This window comes from Streptomyces sp. NPDC093544 (genome assembly GCF_040683495.1).
Lineage (GTDB): Bacteria > Actinomycetota > Actinomycetes > Streptomycetales > Streptomycetaceae > Streptomyces.
Window position 1 is genome coordinate 182,528 of the sequence record NZ_JBFBEA010000006.1, and the last position, 17,182, is coordinate 199,709.

General features: G+C 69.6%; 16 protein-coding genes. 2 read left to right on the plus strand and 14 right to left on the minus strand.

Features of this window, described 5'->3' with window-relative positions; translation table 11 throughout:
• Nucleotides 1-2: 2 nt before the first annotated feature.
• The 14 genes from AB0N66_RS10845 to AB0N66_RS10910 form a co-directional block, all read right to left on the minus strand.
• On the minus strand, nucleotides 3-644 hold the full coding sequence (locus AB0N66_RS10845) for a 1-hydroxy-2-methyl-2-butenyl 4-diphosphate reductase (RefSeq protein ID WP_365431270.1): 642 nt from the start codon (nucleotides 642-644) through the stop codon (nucleotides 3-5).
• Nucleotides 644-2,647, minus strand: coding sequence for a squalene--hopene cyclase (gene shc / locus AB0N66_RS10850; RefSeq protein WP_365431273.1), 2,004 nt, complete (start codon nucleotides 2,645-2,647; stop codon nucleotides 644-646). The genes AB0N66_RS10845 and shc overlap by 1 nt, the downstream gene beginning before the upstream one ends.
• Before the next feature lie 112 nt (nucleotides 2,648-2,759).
• Nucleotides 2,760-3,887 carry a polyprenyl synthetase family protein gene (locus tag AB0N66_RS10855; protein WP_365431276.1) on the minus strand — a complete coding sequence of 376 codons (1,128 nt, stop codon included), beginning with the start codon at nucleotides 3,885-3,887 and terminating at the stop codon, nucleotides 2,760-2,762.
• Entirely contained in the window at nucleotides 3,887-5,302 is a 1,416-nt protein-coding gene (gene hpnE, locus AB0N66_RS10860; protein WP_365431279.1) for a hydroxysqualene dehydroxylase HpnE, read from the minus strand. The genes AB0N66_RS10855 and hpnE overlap by 1 nt, the downstream gene beginning before the upstream one ends.
• Nucleotides 5,299-5,439, minus strand: a complete 141-nt coding sequence (locus AB0N66_RS10865) for a DUF6380 family protein (RefSeq protein WP_365431282.1) — start codon at nucleotides 5,437-5,439, stop codon at nucleotides 5,299-5,301. The genes hpnE and AB0N66_RS10865 overlap by 4 nt, the downstream gene beginning before the upstream one ends.
• The gene (gene hpnD / locus AB0N66_RS10870) at nucleotides 5,439-6,389 is read right to left on the minus strand and encodes a presqualene diphosphate synthase HpnD (protein WP_365431285.1); all 951 of its coding nucleotides are present in this window, start codon (nucleotides 6,387-6,389) and stop codon (nucleotides 5,439-5,441) included. The genes AB0N66_RS10865 and hpnD overlap by 1 nt, the downstream gene beginning before the upstream one ends.
• On the minus strand, nucleotides 6,386-7,288 hold the full coding sequence (hpnC, locus tag AB0N66_RS10875; protein ID WP_365431288.1) for a squalene synthase HpnC: 903 nt from the start codon (nucleotides 7,286-7,288) through the stop codon (nucleotides 6,386-6,388). The genes hpnD and hpnC overlap by 4 nt, the downstream gene beginning before the upstream one ends.
• A 357-nt stretch (nucleotides 7,289-7,645) precedes the next feature.
• On the minus strand, nucleotides 7,646-8,425 hold the full coding sequence (locus AB0N66_RS10880; RefSeq protein ID WP_365431291.1) for an ABC transporter ATP-binding protein: 780 nt from the start codon (nucleotides 8,423-8,425) through the stop codon (nucleotides 7,646-7,648).
• Nucleotides 8,418-9,347, minus strand: a complete 930-nt coding sequence (locus AB0N66_RS10885) for an ABC transporter permease (protein ID WP_365431294.1) — start codon at nucleotides 9,345-9,347, stop codon at nucleotides 8,418-8,420. Before AB0N66_RS10885 ends, AB0N66_RS10880 begins: the two co-directional genes overlap by 8 nt.
• Before the next feature lie 100 nt (nucleotides 9,348-9,447).
• Nucleotides 9,448-10,320, minus strand: coding sequence for a glycosyltransferase (locus AB0N66_RS10890; protein WP_365431737.1), 873 nt, complete (start codon nucleotides 10,318-10,320; stop codon nucleotides 9,448-9,450).
• A gap of 26 nt (nucleotides 10,321-10,346) precedes the next feature.
• On the minus strand, nucleotides 10,347-11,129 hold the full coding sequence (locus AB0N66_RS10895) for a CDP-alcohol phosphatidyltransferase family protein (RefSeq protein WP_365431296.1): 783 nt from the start codon (nucleotides 11,127-11,129) through the stop codon (nucleotides 10,347-10,349).
• Nucleotides 11,107-12,168: an iron-containing alcohol dehydrogenase family protein gene (locus AB0N66_RS10900; RefSeq protein ID WP_365431299.1), complete on the minus strand. Its 1,062-nt coding sequence runs from the start codon at nucleotides 12,166-12,168 to the stop codon at nucleotides 11,107-11,109. The genes AB0N66_RS10895 and AB0N66_RS10900 overlap by 23 nt, the downstream gene beginning before the upstream one ends.
• Nucleotides 12,156-12,908 (minus strand): phosphocholine cytidylyltransferase family protein, encoded by a 753-nt coding sequence (locus AB0N66_RS10905; protein ID WP_365431302.1) that lies wholly within the window; start codon nucleotides 12,906-12,908, stop codon nucleotides 12,156-12,158. Before AB0N66_RS10905 ends, AB0N66_RS10900 begins: the two co-directional genes overlap by 13 nt.
• Nucleotides 12,905-14,701, minus strand: coding sequence for a DUF5941 domain-containing protein (locus tag AB0N66_RS10910; protein WP_365431739.1), 1,797 nt, complete (start codon nucleotides 14,699-14,701; stop codon nucleotides 12,905-12,907). Before AB0N66_RS10910 ends, AB0N66_RS10905 begins: the two co-directional genes overlap by 4 nt.
• Nucleotides 14,702-15,026: 325 nt before the next feature.
• Here AB0N66_RS10910 and galE point away from each other — a divergent pair, with 325 nt between their 5' ends.
• Both galE and AB0N66_RS10920 read left to right on the plus strand, forming a co-directional pair.
• On the plus strand, nucleotides 15,027-16,007 hold the full coding sequence (galE, locus tag AB0N66_RS10915; protein WP_365431305.1) for a UDP-glucose 4-epimerase GalE: 981 nt from the start codon (nucleotides 15,027-15,029) through the stop codon (nucleotides 16,005-16,007).
• A 135-nt stretch (nucleotides 16,008-16,142) separates the two neighbouring features.
• Nucleotides 16,143-17,081, plus strand: a complete 939-nt coding sequence (locus AB0N66_RS10920) for a cation diffusion facilitator family transporter (protein ID WP_365431308.1) — start codon at nucleotides 16,143-16,145, stop codon at nucleotides 17,079-17,081.
• The last annotated feature ends 101 nt before the right edge of the window (nucleotides 17,082-17,182 follow it).

The following is a 17,182-nucleotide window of genomic DNA, read 5'->3' on the forward strand; positions in this document are numbered from 1 at the left end:
GCTCACCTCCGAGGGAGCAGCAAAGAACGGTGCCATTCATAAAAAGCGGGAAGGACGGCACGAAGAACACGGAAAGCTGATATTCCACCGCGCACCGTACCGATACGGACGAGTTCATGTTCTGGAGCGTCCACGACCACCCGTACGGCCGCAACCGGGCGCACGCCCGTGCGCACGGCGCTCTGGAGCGTGGACGCCGATTCCATGTCGACCGCGATCGCGCCGGTTGCGAGCAGATCCGACCGTTCGTGACCGCGGACGACGTGATCGGAGCCCATGAGCGGCCCCGTGTGGACGGTGCGCCCAGGCACGGCACGCACCAGTTCCTTGACCAGCAATTCGGTACCCACGCACGGCGTGCTGCCGTGCGCGTCCCGTGTTTCCTCGGCGACGACCAGGTCCCCGGGGTGCATGCCCGGGGCGAGCCCCGCGCAGAACCCCGTGGCCAGGACGGCCGCCTCGCTCAGTGCCGGGTCCGCGAGGATCCGGGTGACCGCCCGTTCGGCGGCCTTGGGCCCCATGCCCGTACGCAGCACGGTGACGGGCCCGTCGGCGCCGCCACGGTCGCCGCTGCGCAGCGCGAGGTGCTCGATGCCGAGCGCGCAGGCGATGAGCAGCGGGGCCGGTTCGGGCTTCGTACCCATCAGCCCCCCTTGGCCACGGCGAAGGGCTCGCCGTGGACGTACCGGCCGAGTGCGGTGAGTGGAAAGACCTGGCGGTAGAGGTTGTAGTTGATCGAGAAGTCCCACGGGAACCCGGTGCCGGTGAAGTACGGCTCGTCCCAGGAGCCGTCCGCCAGCTGGGTCTCCGCGAGCCAGGCGACGCCGCGCTCGGCGGCTTTGGAGTCGCGCTCCCCCGCCGCGAGCAGTGCGAGCAGCGCCCACCCGGTCTGTGAGGCCGTCGAGGCGCCGCGGCCGCTCCACTCGGGGACGTCGTGGTAGGAGCGAAGATCCTCGCCCCAGCCCCCGTCGTCGTTCTGTACGGTCTCCAGCCAGGCCACGGCCCGGCGGATCGCCGGGTGTGAACCGGGCAGTCCGGCGGCGACCAGCGCGGGCACCACCGACCCTGTTCCGTACACGTAGTTGACGCCCCAGCGCCCGAACCAGGAGCCGTTCGCCTCCTGTTCGGCGAGCAGCCACTCGATGCCCCGGCGGGTGCGCGGATCGTGCGAGAGCCCCTCGAAGGCGAGCATCTCGACGACATGCGCGGTGACGTCGGCGGACGGCGGGTCGATGACCTCGCCGAAGTCGCAGAACGGCAGCCGGTTGGGGAAGGCGCTGGTGTTGTCGACGTCGAAGGCGCCCCAGGCACCGTTCTTGGACTGCATACCGAGATTCCAGCGCACTCCGCGCCCGATGGCGTTCTCGAGGCGCTCCGGGTCGTGGTGCTTGACCCGGCGCAGTGCGAGGACCACCTCGGCGGTGTCGTCGATGTCGGGGTAGTTGTCGTTGTGGAACTCGAACGCCCAGCCGCCCGGCGGCAGATGGGGCCGCTTGACCGACCAGTCGCCGGGCCGGACGATCTCCTCCCCCAGCATCCAGTCCGCGGCCTTCACCAGCTGCGGATGGTCGGCGGGGACACCCGCGTCGGCGAGGGCGATCGTGGCCAGACAGGTGTCCCACACCGGCGACTGGCAGGCCTCGATCATCCGGGACCCGTCCTCCCGCCAGATGGCGAAACGGTCCAGCGACTCCAACCCGGCACGAATCAGCGGGTGTTCGAGGTCGTAGCCGAGCAGATGGAGTGCGATGACCGAGTACACGGCGGGCGGCTGGATTCCTCCCCAGCAGCCGTCGTTCTCCTGTCGCTCGATGATCCAGCGCCCCGCCGTGTTCATCGCCGCTCTGCGCAGCCGCCGCGGCGCGACCTTGCGGTACTGGTGCAGAGCCTTGTCGAGGCGCTCGAACACGCCGTCCCAACTCGCCACCGGTGCAAGGGGCTTGACCGGGTTGGGATTGCGGGCGTCGGTGTGCAGCTCGTCGAGCGGGAACGGCGCGGGCCGCACCGGACGCGTCGCCGAGACGATGGTGAGCGGCACGATCGTCTGCCGCGCCCAGCACCCGAAGTCGTAGATGTTGAGCGGCATCCACTTCGGGAAGTAGATGAGCTCCGGCGGGAGTTCGGGCAGGTCGTCCCACTTCCACCAGCCGAACAGGGCGAGCCAGATCCGGGTGAAGACACGGGCCGAGGCGATACCGCCCCGCTCGCGGATCCACGCGGACGCCTTCGCCATGTGCGGCTCGTCCGGGGCGTCCCCGGCCAGCCGCAGGGCGACGTACGCCTCGATGGTGGTGGAGAGTTCACCCGGTCCGCCGTAGAACGTGGCCCAGGTGCCGTCGTCGCGCTGCTCGCCGCGGATGAAGAGTCCGGCGGCGCGGGTGGTCGTCTCGTCGCGGATGCCCAGGAACTGCCGCAGGAGCAGGTCTTCGGCGTCCATCGTGACGTTCGTCTCGAGGTCGCCCTTCCACCAGCCCTCGGCGTCCTGCCGCGAGAGCAGGAAGTCGGTGGCGCGCTCTATCGCGCGCGTGGCGGCGTCTCGGGTCTCGACTGTCCCGGCCGCCCCGGGAGTTGTCGTTTCTGCGGTTTCGCGGGCCGAGGCAGTGCGGGGCGGCATGGCCCCGGTACTTCCGTCGGTCGTCGCTGTCATGGCTTCCCCTTCGTGCAGTGGCATGTCTCTGCTGTGGGTCCGCCGTCGGCCGGTGCGCGTTCTCCCGCGGCACCGGCCGGCGACTACGCGAGGTTTATTCGACCGATACTGATCATCTCTTCCGTACGACGACGAAGTCGGCGAGCTCCACGAACTGGGCCCGCACCTGTTCCGGCATATGGATCGTGTCGAGGGCCTCGACGGCGATCGTGTGCTGGCGACGCGCCTCCTGGGCGGTCCAGTCGCGGCCGCCGGCCTCCTCGATGAGCGCGGCGCGCACGGCGAACTCCTCCTCGGAGAAGTTCTCGAAGTCACTGGACTTGGCGTCGGCGGCGAGCAGTTCGCCGAGGCGCTCGGAGGCGGGCCCGCCCGCGGCGAGCGCGGCCACCACCGGCAGCGACTTCTTGCGCTGGCGCAGATCGCTCCAGGTCTGCTTTCCGGTGGCTTCCGGGTCGCCCCAGATGCCGAGGAGGTCGTCGACGGCCTGGAAGGCGAGGCCGAGGTGGTAGCCGTACTTCTCCAGGGTGTCGGCCATGTGGTCGTCCGCGCCGCCGAGCACCGCGCCGATGGAGCAGGCGCAGGCGAGCAGGGCGCCCGTCTTGTTGCCCTCCATCTCCAGGCACTCCTCGACGGTGACCCGCTCGCGGTGCTCGTAGGAGATGTCCTGGGCCTGGCCGTCGATGAGGGCGCGGGTGGCTGCGGTCAGGCGCCGGGTGGCGCGGCCCGCCTCGACCGTCCCGATCTCCAGCAGGAGCTCGTTGGCCAGTGCGAACAGGGCGTCGCCGACGAGGATCGCCTGGGCGGGCCCGTGCACCTTCCAGACGGTGTCGCGGTGGCGGCGCTGTTCGTCGCCGTCCATCAGGTCGTCGTGCAACAGCGAGAAGTTGTGCACCAGTTCGACGGAGACCGCGCCCGGCACTCCCACCTCGGGAGCGGCACCGGCGGCCTGCGCGGACAGGACGGCGAGCGCGGGGCGTACGGCCTTGCCGCCGTCGCCGTCCGCGGGGTTTCCCTCGGCGTCGATCCAGCCGAAGTGGTAGGCGGCGACAGTGTCCATGGGAGGCGCCAGGCGGTCGACGGCCGCTCGCAGCACCGGTGTGGCCAGGGTCCGGCCGCGCTCCAGGAGCGCGGTCACGTCCACCGCGTCGGCAGCCGTTTCGGCCGGGGGCACAGTGGGCACAGTCTCTCCTCTTGTTGCGGTACCGAGAGTGCGGGGGTCGGCCGCGCGCTGATCGAGCATCAGGCTGCCTCCTCTGCTTCGAAGAGGGGCTCGCGGGGCCGGCCCAGGGCGCCCAGCGCGGCTTCCGCCGCACTGAGACCACTGCGGACCGCACTCTCCATGGTCGCGGGCCACCCTGTGGCGGTCCACGCTCCGGCCAGATACAGACCGGGAGCCTTGGTACGAGCGCCGGGCCGCAGCCGCCCGACGCCTGGGGTGGGGGCGAACGTCGCCGTACGCTCCCGGGTCACGAAGAAGTCCGTCACCTGCGCACCGCGCGCGCCGGGCAGCAGCCGCTCCAGCTCCGGCAGATAGCGCTCGCGCAGTACGGACACCGGCTCGTCGATCTCGTCCTGTGCGGCCGACTGCGAGAGGGCCAGGTACTGCCCCTCCCTCAGTCCGGAGGCCTCGGTGCGGTCGAAGACCCACTGCACAGGGGAGCCGAGCGCCGCGAAGAACGGCCGCGTGAGCACTTTGCGGTCGTAGACGACATGGACGTTGAGAATCGGCGCCGTGCCGATCTCGAGGAGCCGCTCCGGGGCGTCGAGTGCGCCCTCGGGCAGCAGATCGTGGGCTTCACGATGCGGTACGGCGAGGACGACCGTGTCGGCATCGAGTGTCTCGCCGGGAACCTGAACCCTCCAGCGCCCGTTCCCGTTAGGGGAGATGGAGGTGACGCGTGTACGGACTTCGGTACGGACGCCCGCGGAGTCGAGCGCCTTGCGGGCCAGGGTGTCGTGCAGTTCGCCCAGCGGGACGCGCGCCCAGCCGATGTCGGCCGCGCCCGGGTCGGACAGCAGACCGGTCTTGAACACCATCGCGGCGAGCCCGAGCGAAGAGTCTTTGGCCACCGCGTTGAGGGTGGCGACCCCCACCAGGTCCCATAGTGCCTCGACGGCACGCTCCGACTGACCGTGCGCGGCCAGCCAGCTGCCGAAGTTCTGCGCGTCGAGCGCCGGATCGGCGAGGTCGAGCCCCTTGAGCGCCAAGGCGGCCCGCCCGACTTTGGCGCGCTCGGCGAGCGACAGATGGGGATAGGTCGCGAGGCTTTTCGCCAGATGCAGCGGTACCGGCAAAGCGGTGCGGCCGATTCTGCCGAGCCGCCGCCCGGGTTTCGCCTCGGCGTCGAGAACGGGCACGTCGAGACGATCCTGCAGTGGCGCGAGCGAGGCTCCGTCGACGCGGTCGAGGAACCATCGGTAGGCGGTGCAGCACCGCAGATACACATGCTGACCGTTGTCCACGGTGAGGTCGCCGCGCTGGAAGGAGAAGGCGAGCCCGCCGAGCCTCGGCCGGCCTTCGAGCAGCGTCACGCGCACCCCGGCGTCGGCGAGTGCCAGCGCGGCGGTGATCCCGGCGAGCCCGCCGCCGACCACCACGGCGGCTGCCGTGCCCGGGCGACCCGCGGTGTCCGCGGGCTGCGTGACGTCACTCATCGTGCACTCTCCCCCTGGGCCGTACCGCGGAGATCGAACAGTGGGCGGCAGGCCATTGAAGTCAGGGACGCCCCGCGGCTGCGGAGGGTTGCGTGCCACTTTTCGCCAATGGAATCACCTTGGCCCAAATTGTCCATCAGGCGCGCCTCCTGACGGTCCGGCGGGATACGTGCCGGGCGTCGAGTCCCGAGAGGCCGCGCACGGCGACGTACGCCTTCTCGCGCCCCGGCAACGAGACACGGCCGCGCAGCACGGCCTCCGGCTCGCGCTCGATGCGGTCCAGGAGGCGGCGGTAGATGCCGGCCATGGCCGCGACACAGGCGCCGCTGCGCCGGTCCAACATGGGCAGCAGCCCGTAGCCCTCGGCGAAAAGAGCGCGGGCCCGGCGCACTTCGAAGTGCACGAGGCCCGCGAAGTCGGAGCCGGGCGGCGGCGTCGGCCCGTTGAACCCGGCCGAGCAGCCGAACTTGGCGAGGTCGTCGGCGGGCAGATACGTACGCCCGCCCTCGGCGTCCTCACGTACGTCCCTCAGGATGTTGGTGAGCTGGAGCGCGAGCCCGAGCGTGTCGGCATACTCCGGCGCTCGCTCGGCTCCGCGCGCCCCCGGCTCCGTACCGAACACGCCGAGCGAGAGCCGCCCGATCGCCCCGGCCACACACCGGCAGTAGACCTTCAGGTCGTCCCACGTCTCATATGTCTCACCGCGTACGTCCATGAGGACGCCGTCGATGAGTTCGTCGAGGCCGCTGAGGGGCACCGGGAAGTACTCGGCGGTATGGCTGAGGGCGACCGCGACCGGGTCGGTGTCGTCCTCGTCGACGGATCCGTCGCGCACCCGGGCGAGCAGTGCCCGGGTGTCCTCCAGCCGGGACGCCTTCACGTCCGTCGGGAGCGCACCGTCGCCGATGTCGTCCACGCGCCGTGAGAACGCGTAGAGCGCCGACATCGCGCGTCGCTTGGATGTCGGCAGAAGTCTGATGCCGTACGCGAAATTACGCGCCTGCTGACTCGTTACTGCTTCGCAGTAGCTGTAAGCGGCGAGTACCGGCGCGGGCACGTGCGGGTCCGACTCCACGGTCCGGATCACCCCTTTCCTCGCAGGGTCACTCCCACCTCGCGCAGCAACTGGAGCTTGCCGGGCTTCGGCGGGCCGGGAAGTACGTCATATTCGGCGGCGACGATCGCACGGATCGCCGCCCTTCCCCCCGCGACGAACCCCGCGAGCAGCAGCTTGAGCCTGCCGTGGACGCTACCCACGAGGGGGGTGCCTTCATTCAGGAGGTTCCGGGCGCGTTCTGCTTCGTATGCAACCAGTGCGCGCACCGATGCGCCTGCCGTGGGCAGGGCCAGATCAGCCTCTTGGACATGAAAGCGCTTCATGTCCTCGGCGGGGAGATAGATGCGGTCGCGGCCGAGGTCCTCGGCGACGTCCTGAAGGTGTTCGACAATTTGCAGGGCCGTGCACACCGCGTCGGAGCGGCGGACGCGCTCGGGGGTCTCGGTGCCCGTGACGGCCAGGACGAGGCGGCCGACGGGGTTGGCGGAGAGTTCGCAGTAGGCCACGAGATCGTCATAGGTCTCGTACCGCGTGACCAGCTGGTCCTGGCGGTTCGCCGCGATCAGGCCGAGAAAGGGCTCGGGGGTGAGGCCGGAGCGCCGGACCGTGGGCTGGAGACGGCGCAGCAGCGGGTGGCGCGGGGTCGAGTCGAACACACGGTGCAGGTCGGCCTCGAAGGCGTCGAGGAGGGCGAGACGGTCCTCGGCCTCGGTGGGCGCCACGCCGAGCAGGCGGGCGTCCGCGCCACCGGGGGCCAGGTCGCCGTCGCCGATGTCGTCGACGAGGCGGGCGAAGCCGTACACGGCCATCAGGTCGTCGCGCCAGGCCTTGGGCAGGAAGAAGGGCGCCACGGGGAAGTTCTCGTCCGCGGCCTTGTCGAGGGTGTCGCGCTCCGGGTCCCCGGTGCGTGCCGTCCCGGCTTCGGTCACCGCTCGCCGCCCGGCGCGGGGACGGCACACGCATCGCGGAGCTGGAGAGTTTCCGTAGCCATTGCCGTCACATCTCCCGTTCTACACTGCTCACCCAATAGTGCCCATTTCGGACACGCCGCGCAGATGTCCGCGCGGCGCAGCCGTGCCGGGTGCGCGCATTATCGCCCTACTTGCCGCGAATCAGCACCGGTACAGCTTACGTTGTACAACGCGGCACAGTCCGTCGGGGTGTCCTGCACATCACAACAACACACCGATTGGCGTCAAGATTCCTAAGCACGCCGTGAGTTGGCGTTTCCTTTGCAGACGCAGGGCCCCGCCGAATCGTTCCGGCGGGGCCCTGGGCGAAATGGGCTACTTGCCCGTGAACTTCTCGTACTCCTTGAGGACCTCTTCGGTGGGGCCGTCCATCCGCAGCTCACCGCGCTCCAGCCAGAGCACGCGGTCGCAGGTGTCGCGGATCGACTTGTTGTTGTGACTGACCAGAAACACCGTGCCGGCGCTCTTGCGCAGCTCCCGGATGCGCTCCTCGGAGCGCTTCTGGAACTTGCGGTCACCGGTGGCCAGGGCCTCGTCGATCATCAGGACGTCGTGGTCCTTGGCGGCCGCGATGGAGAACCGCAGGCGGGCCGCCATGCCGGACGAGTAGGTGCGCATCGGGAGGGTGATGAAGTCACCCTTCTCGTTGATGCCCGAGAAGTCGACGATCTCCTCGTAGCGCTCCTTGATCTGCTCGCGGGTCATGCCCATCGCGAGCCCGCCCAGGATGACGTTCCGCTCGCCCGTCAGATCGTTCATGAGGGCGGCGTTGACGCCGAGCAGGGAGGGCTGGCCGTCGGTGTAGACCTTGCCCTTCTCCGCGGGCAGCAGTCCGGCGATGGCGCGCAGGAGGGTGGACTTGCCTGAGCCGTTCGAGCCGATCAGGCCGACGGCCTCGCCCCGGTAGGCGGCGAAGGAGACGCCCCGGACGGCGTGCACCTTGCGTACGCCCCGCTCCTCGCCGCGCTTGAACATGCGGCTGAGCGCGGAGGTGGCGCTGCCCTTGCCGGTCTTGGCGCCGTTGACGCGGTAGACGATGTGCAGCTCGTCGGCGATGACGGTGGGGATGTGGGAGTCGGTGCGCTGCTCAGCCACGTCCGTACCTCTCTTCCGCCTTCCAGAAGTACACGAACCCGCCGACCGCGACGAAGACGGCCCAGCCGCCCGCGACCGCCCAGACGTGCGGGGGCAGGTTGTCGGAGCCGTAGGAGTCGATGAGTGCGAAACGCATCAGGTCCATGTAGATCGCGGCGGGGTTCCACTGCAGGACGTCGGCGATCCACTGCGGCTTGGAGGCGAGCATCACAGGGATGGAGTACATGACGCCGGACGCGTACATCCACGTACGCATCACGAACGGCATGAGCTGCGCGAGGTCCGGGGTCTTGGAACCCAGCCGCGCCATGATCAGCGCGAGGCCGATGTTGAAGAGGAACTGCAGCGCGAGGACCGGGACGATCAGCAGCCACGACAGAGTCGGGTAGCTGCCGAATCCGATCGCGACGGCGAACAGCACGATCATCGAAAAGAGCAGCTGCTGGAGCTGTTGCAGCGAGAACGAGATGGGCAGCGCTGCGCGCGGGAAGTGCAGCGCCCTCACCAGCCCGAGGTTTCCGGAGATCGCCCGCACTCCGGACATCACCGAACTCTGGGTGAAGGTGAAGGTGAAGACCCCCGTCACCAGGAACGGGATGTACACCTCGACCGACATGCCGCGGTCGGCCTGCAGGATCAACCCGAAGATAAGGAAGTACACAAAGGCGTTGAGCAGCGGGGTCACGACCTGCCACAGCTGGCCGAGCTTGGCCTGGCTGTACTGGGCGGTCAGTCTCGCCTGCGAGAAGGCGATGATGAAGTGCCGTCTTCCCCACAGCTGACGCACGTACTCGGCAAGCCCCGGCCGGGCACCGCTGACCGCGAGCCCGTACTTGGCGGCCACCTCGGCCGCGGAGAGCCCGTCATCGGGCGACGGTCGTTCGCTCACCGCGACTCCGCCGTCATGCGTTGTCTCACTCACAAGTGGAAACTTTCGTCTTCAAGATGCGCACAGCCTGGTCGGGCGTAGGCATGAGCCAGGGACCTGGGTACGGCCACGAATGGTCTCAGAAATGAGCTTGTCAGATGACAGGAGGTCGGCCCAGTCGGGTCAGCCGCCACACCGTACGCCACTTCATGGGACGCCTGGGGCCGCACGGACTTGTCCAGCCTTCCCGGAATCCGCCGAACCAGGCCCGCAGGGCGGGACCCGAGGGACGGCGGGCCAGGGTCAGGAGCATCCACACGCCCAGGTAGACCGGGACGAGGGGGGCGGGGAGGTTGCGGCGCGCGAGCCAGACGCGGTTGCGGGCCACCATGCGGTGGTAGACCGCGTGCCGCGAGGGCTCCGTCGTGGGGTGGTTCAGCACCATGTCGGACCGGTAGTCGATCATCCAGCCCGCGTCGAGAGCCCGCCATGCCAGGTCGGTCTCCTCGTGTGCGTAGAAGAACTCGTCCGGGAGTTCGCCGACTTCGGAGAAGACCTTCGTACGGACGGCGTTGGCGCCGCCGAGGAAGGTGGTGACCCGGGAGTTGCGCATCGGGTCGGAGGCCCGCAGCCGCGGGACGTGGCGGCGCTGGGTCTCGCCCGTCTCCGGGTCGGCGATGCGGAAACTTATGATGCCGAGCCGCGGGTCGGCCGTGAAGGCCTGACGGCACATTTCGGCGGTGTCGTGGCGGGCGAGGAGGCCGTCGTCGTCCAGAAAGAGGAGGACGTCGACCTCGCTGCCGCCGGGGCCGAACGCCTCTATGCCTACGTTCCGGCCGCCGGGTATGCCGAGATTCTCGGGCAGCTCGACGGTGCGTATGCCTTCAGGGACGACGGGCAGGGGCGAGCCGTTGCCGACCACGACCACCTGGACCGCGTCGCCGTCCTGCTTGGCGACCGAGTCGAGGAGGGCCCGTAGCTCCTCGGGGCGGTTGCCCATGGTGAGGATGACCGCGCCGACCTTCACTGCCGCACCCGCCTCCATCGCCGCACTCACTTCAGCCTGCTGGAGGCGAGGATGGACACGAGGTGCAGCAGGGTCTGCAGGATCGCGATGCCGGCCAGGACCGCGATGCCGAGGCGGGTCCAGAAGAGGTCGCCGCCGATCAGGTCGAGGACCGCGACGAAGAGGATGAAGAGGCTGGCTTCGACGCCGCCCACCAGCCGGTGGAACTTCAGGGCCGCGGCGGCCCGGCGGGCCAGGGCGAGCCCCGAGGAGCGCGGCGCGGACGCCTCGTCCTTGACCGCCGGCAGGCCGCTGCGGGCCCGCGCCACGTCGACCAGGTCGGTCTCGGCCTTGATCAGGATCGCGCCGAGCGCGGCCAGGGTGCCCACGAAGGCCCACAGCCACTCGGGGCTCTCGGAGCCGTCCCACAGGTCCGCGCCGCGCAGGCCGAAGCCCACGAGGAGAGCCGCTTCGGACAGGTAATGGCCGATGCGGTCCAGGTAGACGCCCGTGATCGAGGTCTGCCTGCGCCAGCGGGCTATCTCGCCGTCGACGCAGTCGAGCAGCAGGTACAGCTGGATCAGGATCGCGCCGAGCAGCGCCCCGGTCAGGCCCGGCACGAGCAGCGCCGCACCGGCCAGGACGCCCGCGACGACCATCAGATAGGTGAGCTGGTTGGGCGTGATCCTGGAGTTGACCAGGTACGGGTCCACCCGCAGCGAGATCTCTCGCATGTACAGGCGTCCCGCCCAGTGCTCGCCGCTGCGCCGGTCCTTCACCCCTTGGGGGTGAACGACGGGGCGGAGTTCAGCTACTGATGGCCTTGGCATAGTCGGCGTAGATGTCCTTGATCTGGTGGGTTTTCAGGTCTAGGTGTTCGAGGATCGTGTAGCGGCCGGGCCTGGTCTGCGGGGCGAACTCCACGACCTGGCAGAACTCGTCGACGGTGAAGCCGATCTCCTCCGGTGTCACCGGCAGCCCGTGCCGGTGGAGCACCTCGGCCATGTACGCCGACTCCTCGTGCGCCCCGCGCAGATACATCGCGAAGGCCGCGCCCAGGCCGCACTGCTCGCCGTGGCTCGCCGCACGTTTGGGGAAGAGGAGGTCGAAGGCGTGGTTGATCTCGTGACAGGCGCCGGAGGAGGGGCGTGAGTCGCCCGACACCGACATGGCGACACCGCTGAGGACGAGGGCCTCGGCGAGCACCTGGAGGAAGCCGTTGTCGCCGATGCCGCCGGGGTGCCGCAGCACGGCCTCACCGGCCTGGCGCGCCATCGCGGCGGCGAGGCCGTCGATCCGCTCGCCGTTGACACGGTTCGCCAGTTCCCAGTCCGCGATCGCGGAGATGTTGGAAACGGCGTCGCCGATGCCTGCGCGCACGAAACGCGCGGGGGCCTCACGGATCACATCGAGGTCGATGACGACCGCGATGGGGTTCGGCACGCCGTACGAGCCGCGCCCCGCGTCGTTGTCGAGTGTCGCGACCGGCGAGCACAGGCCGTCGTGCGCGAGGTTCGTGGGCACCGCGACCAGCGGAAGGCCGATGCGTGCCGCGGCGAACTTCGCACAGTCGATGATCTTGCCACCGCCCAGGCCCACGACCGCGTCGTAGTGCCCGGCCTTCATGGCGCCGGCCAGCTCGATCGCGTCGTCGAGGGTGCCGCCGCCGACCTCGTACCAGGTGGCGCCGGGCAGATCCGGGGCGATCCGTTCGCGCAGCCTGGCTCCGGAGCCGCCGCTCACCGCGACGGCCAGCTTCCCCGAGTGCGAGATCCGCTCGTCGGAGAGCACTCCCGCCAGGTCGTCCAGGGCACCCGGACGGATGTCGACGACGACTGGCGAGGGGATCAGCCTCGTCAGTACTGGCACGCGATCTCACGTCCCTTGGCGAGGTCGTCGTGGTTGTCGATCTCGACCCAGGGGATGTCGCCGATCGGCGCCACGTCTATCTGGAAGCCGCGGTTGACGAGCTCCTGGTAGCCGTGCTCGTAGAACTGCTGCGGGTCGGTCTCCCACACCGTCTTCAGGGCGTCGGCCAGCTCGTCGGCTGCCGCGCCCTCGATCAGGGTGACGCCGATGTACTCGCCGGTGGCCTCGCTGGGCTCCATCAGCTTGGTGATCTTCCGGACGCCCTGGACGGCGTCCACGACGACCTTCATCTCCTCGTCGGCGAGCTTCTTCACCGTGTCGACGGCGAGGATGATCTTCTTGCCGTCGCCGCGGGCGGCGAGCAGCGTCTTCTCGACGGAGACCGGGTGCACGGTGTCGCCGTTGGCGAGGATCACGCCGCCCTTGAGGGCGTCACGACCGCACCACAAGGAGTAGGCGTTGTTCCACTCCTCGGCCTTGTCGTTGTCGATGAGGGTGAGCTTGAGGCCGTACTTCTCCTCAAGGGCCGCCTGACGCTCGTACACGGCTTCCTTGCGGTAGCCGACGATGATGCCGACCTCGGTCAGACCGATCTCCGCGAAGTTGCCGAGGGTCAGGTCCAAAACCGTGATGCTGTCCTCTGCACCCGCGGGGCCCACCGGCACGAGAGCCTTGGGCAGGCTGTCGGTGTAGGGGCGCAGACGTCGGCCTGCGCCGGCCGCCAGCACGAGGCCGATCATGCGGGTTCTCCTTCATCGTGTACGGCGGGCGCCCCTGAGGACACCCAGAAGCGGATGCTCTCGGCGAGCACCAGCAGGGCCACGGCCACGGCGAGCGCCGTGAGCGCGACCGTGAACTGCTCGGCGGTGAGCAGCGCGGCCAGAACGACGACCAGCAGCGTCCTGCCTTCGTGCCCGCCGATCGCCCGCACCAGCCAGTGCGGCGGCGCGCCGGCGTTGCCGCGAATGCGGTACACCGTGTCGTAGTGATGGTAGGCGACAGCGGCCACCAGGCCGAAAGCTGCGGGAAGTGCTCCGTTCACCTCCGCTTTGGCTGCCAGCACCAGAACGGTGCCGTATTCAGCCGCGCGGTAGATCGGCGGGACCAGCCAGTCGAGGGCGCCCTTGAGGGGGCGGGCGAGGGCCACAGGCGACAGCAGCACGTAGAGCGCGGCACCCAGGACGGGCCACCAGCTGCCGTACGGGGCAAGCGCGGCGCCGAGCACGACGAGGGCTCCGGCGACGAACGCGATGTACGCCGGACCACGGCTGAAGGCCCCGCGGATGAAGCGGGTGAACAGCTCCGCGAGCGGCCCCGAGTCGGTGAGGTCGGCGAGGGCCTTGGCCGCGCGGTCGGTGCGTTGGGCCTTACGGGTGAGCGAGCGCAGCACGCGGCCCGCCGTGGTGTACGTCGCCGCGAAGGCGCAGCCGATGAGCAGCGCGTAGAAGGTGATGCGAGGTGTGGTCAGCGCGGTGAGGACGGCGATCATTGCCCAGCGTTCGCCGATGGGCAGGACGATCATGCGGCGCAGCCAGACCGTCCAGCCGACGCTGTCGAGCTTGTCCGAGAGGGCCGCGGTGGGGCTGGTGTTGGCGGTGGCGTCGTGGTTCGCCTCGTTGAAGGAGAAGTCGACGACGTGGCGGCAGGTCTGCAGGACCATCGCGCCGAGGGCGAGCGCCCACACGTCGTCGCCGCCGCGGGCCGCTCCGAGGGCGAGGCCCGCGTAGTAGGCGTACTCCTTGGCGCGGTCGAAGGTCGCGTCGAGCCAGGCGCCGAGGGTGGAGTACTGAAGGGAGTAGCGGGCGAGCTGTCCGTCCGTGCAGTCCAGGACGAAGGAGAAGAGGAGCAGCAGGCCGGCCGCGACGAAGCCGGCGCGGGTGCCGGTGGCGGCGCAGCCAGCGGCTATCAGGGCGGTGAGAAGTGAGGCGGTGGTCACCTGGTTGGGGGTGAGGCCGCGGCGTGCGCACCAGCGCGCTATGTACCGCGAGTACGGGCTGATGCAGTACGTCGTGAAGAAGCCGTCGCGGGCCTTCACGGCACTGCGCAGTCGTACGGCCTCGTCGTCCACGGCCGAGACGGCCTGGCGGGCCTCGTTGCGTTCCTGCGGGTCGGCCGGGACGGCGGCGACGAGCGTGCCGAGTTCGGGGCGGTGGACGTCCACGCCGTCGGCGTCGAGGGCCGTGGTGATGCGGTCGGCGAGGTTCTCCGTGGCGATGGCTATGCCGCCCGCTGTGGAGCTCTCGCGGGCGACCGCCCCGGTCAGCGCCCGGCGCGCGGCGGGCTGCACGGCGACGGCGCCGGGCAGTGCGGCGACGGGGAAGCGGGGGTCCGTGAGGCCGAGGCGCAGCGCGTGCACGTGCCCCACGAAGCGGGCGTCGACGACGGCGACCCGCTGATCGGCCGGCACGGCGGCCAGGAGTGTCCCGGCGTCACCGGCGTCGTGGGCGAGCCGCACGTCGAACCCGAGCGACCGCAGATCGCCTTCGAGCGACGATCCGGGGACCGGCTGACCGGTGAGGATGGCGGTCGACAGCGAACTCACTCCCTGGGTGGCCGGCGCGGCCTGGCGCCGGGCGTGTACGTGATGGGGCGCCCAGGGGCTGGACCGGGCGGCGTGTCGGCAGAGGCTATCGGATGAATGGAAGCGGCTGTTCACTGACCGTTCATGGCCCGATCAACCAGATCTGCGTAGCTACCTCCGCCGCGATCATCATCAGGGATCCGGGGCCCGCGCCACAAACCGTGCCGCCATATCGTCCTATTCAAGGCATCTGATACGGACCTTTGCGCACCCATCCGCACAGGCCGGCACCGGCACACGGCTGCCGGACCGGAGGACCGGCATAGGGTTGGCGCCCATGACATGGCTGATCACAGGCGGAGCCGGATACATCGGCGCTCACGTGGCGCGGGCGATGGCCGAGGCCGGAGAACGCGTCGTCGTGCTCGACGACCTCTCGGCCGGCGTTCCGGGCCGGCTCCCGGAAACCGTCCCGCTCGTTCAGGGCTCGACGCTGGATGGGGACCTGTTGAAGAAGGTCCTGGCTGAACACACGGTGACGGGTGTGGTGCATCTCGCCGCACGCAAGCAGGTCGGCGAGTCCGTGGAGCGGCCGGCGTACTACTACCAGGAGAACGTGGGCGCTCTCGCGACGCTCCTGGAGGCGGTCGCCGAGGCGGGCGTCAAGCGCTTCCTCTTCTCTTCCTCGGCGGCCGTCTACGGCAACCCGGATGTGGATCTCATCACGGAGGACACGCCCTGCGCCCCGATGAGCCCGTACGGCGAGACGAAGCTGGCCGGGGAGTGGCTGGTCCGGGCGGCGGGCCGGGCGCACGGCATCGCGACCGTTTGCCTGCGCTACTTCAACGTGGCGGGCGCGGCCACACCCGAGCTGGCCGACACCGGCGTCTTCAACGTCATCCCGATGGTCTTCGACCGCCTCACCCGCGGCGAGGCCCCACGGATCTTCGGCGACGACTATCCGACCCCGGACGGCACCTGCGTACGCGACTACATCCATGTCGCCGATCTCGCCGAGGCCCATCTGACGGCGGCCCGGCGGCTCACCGAGGGATCGACGGGCGACCTGACGGTCAACATCGGCCGCGGGGAAGGTGTTTCGGTGCGCGAACTGATCACGCTCATCGCGGAAGCGAGCGGCGACACCACACCCGCGGTCGTCGAGCCGCGCCGCCCCGGTGACGCGCCGCGGGCGGTCGCCTCGGCCGAGCGGGCCGCGCGGGAGCTGGGCTGGAGCGCGCGACGCGGGGTACGCGAGATGGTGGAGTCGGCTTGGCAGGGCTGGCAGTCGCAGCATTCCCGGACACCGGCTCAGTGATCTTGTCGACGCTCTGACCTGCGCATCGTTTCCGCAGGTCAGAGCATATGACAACGGTGTTCAGTGCCGCGTTGCCCGATACCCCGTGCCCGTAGTTCACTGTGATTCAGGGCAGACAAAAGGGAGGCGGCTTCCATGGGGGCTGGGCACGATCACGGGCACGCGCACGGCGCTCCCAGCACGGGTACGGCGGCTGCGGCGTACCAGGGGAGGCTGCGCATCGCGCTGTCGATCACGCTCACCGTCATGGTGGTCGAGATCGTGGGCGGTCTTCTCGCCGATTCACTCGCGCTCATCGCGGACTCGGCCCACATGGCGACGGACGCACTGGGCCTCGGCATGGCCCTGCTCGCCATCCACTTCGCCAACCTCCCGCCCACCGGGAACCGCACCTTCGGGTACGCGCGGGCCGAGATCCTCGCCGCCCTCGCGAACTGCCTGCTGCTGCTCGGCGTCGGCGGCTACGTCCTGTACGAGGCGATCCAGCGCTTCATGACGCCCGCCGACACCTCGGGCGGTCTGACCATCGTGTTCGGTCTGATCGGTCTGGTCGCGAACATGATCTCGCTCACGCTGCTGATGCGCGGACAGAAGGACAGCCTGAACGTGCGCGGCGCGTTCCTGGAAGTGGCGGCGGACGCGCTGGGTTCGGTGGCGGTGCTGATCTCCGCCGTGGTCATCATGACCTCGGGCTGGCAGGCCGCCGACCCGATCGCCTCCATCGCCATCAGCCTCATGATCGTCCCGCGCACCTGGAAGCTGCTCCAGGAGACGCTCAACGTGCTCCTGGAGGCGGCGCCCAAGGACGTCGACATGGCGGAGGTCCGCGCGCACATCCTGGCGCTGCCCGGGGTGGAGGGCATTCACGACCTGCACGCCTGGACCATCACGTCCGGCATGCCGGTGCTCTCCGTGCACGTGGTCGTCAGCTCCGACGTCCTGAACGCCATCGGCCACGAGAAGATGCTCCACGAACTCCAGGTCTGCCTCGGCGACCACTTCGACGTCGAACACTGCACGTTCCAGCTGGAGCCGAGCGGCCACGCGGAGCACGAGGCGAAGCTGTGTCACTGACCCGTCGCCACACGACGTCGCTCACCGTCGCCTTAAGACGTCGCTCACCCGTCGCCTTACGACGCCCTGCTCCCTCGCCTTACGCCGTCAGTGACCCCTCG

Excerpts from the sequence above, each read along its gene's own strand:
- AB0N66_RS10845 (WP_365431270.1), bottom strand. The coding sequence starts at position 644 with ATGGGTACGAAGCCCGAACCGGCCCCGCTGCTCATCGCCTGCGCGCTC.
- shc (WP_365431273.1), bottom strand. The coding sequence starts at position 2,647 with ATGACAGCGACGACCGACGGAAGTACCGGGGCCATGCCGCCCCGCACT.
- AB0N66_RS10855 (WP_365431276.1), bottom strand. The coding sequence starts at position 3,887 with ATGCTCGATCAGCGCGCGGCCGACCCCCGCACTCTCGGTACCGCAACA.
- hpnE (WP_365431279.1), bottom strand. The coding sequence starts at position 5,302 with ATGAGTGACGTCACGCAGCCCGCGGACACCGCGGGTCGCCCGGGCACG.
- AB0N66_RS10865 (WP_365431282.1), bottom strand. The coding sequence starts at position 5,439 with ATGGACAATTTGGGCCAAGGTGATTCCATTGGCGAAAAGTGGCACGCA.
- AB0N66_RS10895 (WP_365431296.1), bottom strand. The coding sequence starts at position 11,129 with ATGCCAAGGCCATCAGTAGCTGAACTCCGCCCCGTCGTTCACCCCCAA.
- AB0N66_RS10905 (WP_365431302.1), bottom strand. The coding sequence starts at position 12,908 with ATGATCGGCCTCGTGCTGGCGGCCGGCGCAGGCCGACGTCTGCGCCCC.
- galE (WP_365431305.1), top strand. The coding sequence starts at position 15,027 with ATGACATGGCTGATCACAGGCGGAGCCGGATACATCGGCGCTCACGTG.
- AB0N66_RS10920 (WP_365431308.1), top strand. The coding sequence starts at position 16,143 with ATGGGGGCTGGGCACGATCACGGGCACGCGCACGGCGCTCCCAGCACG.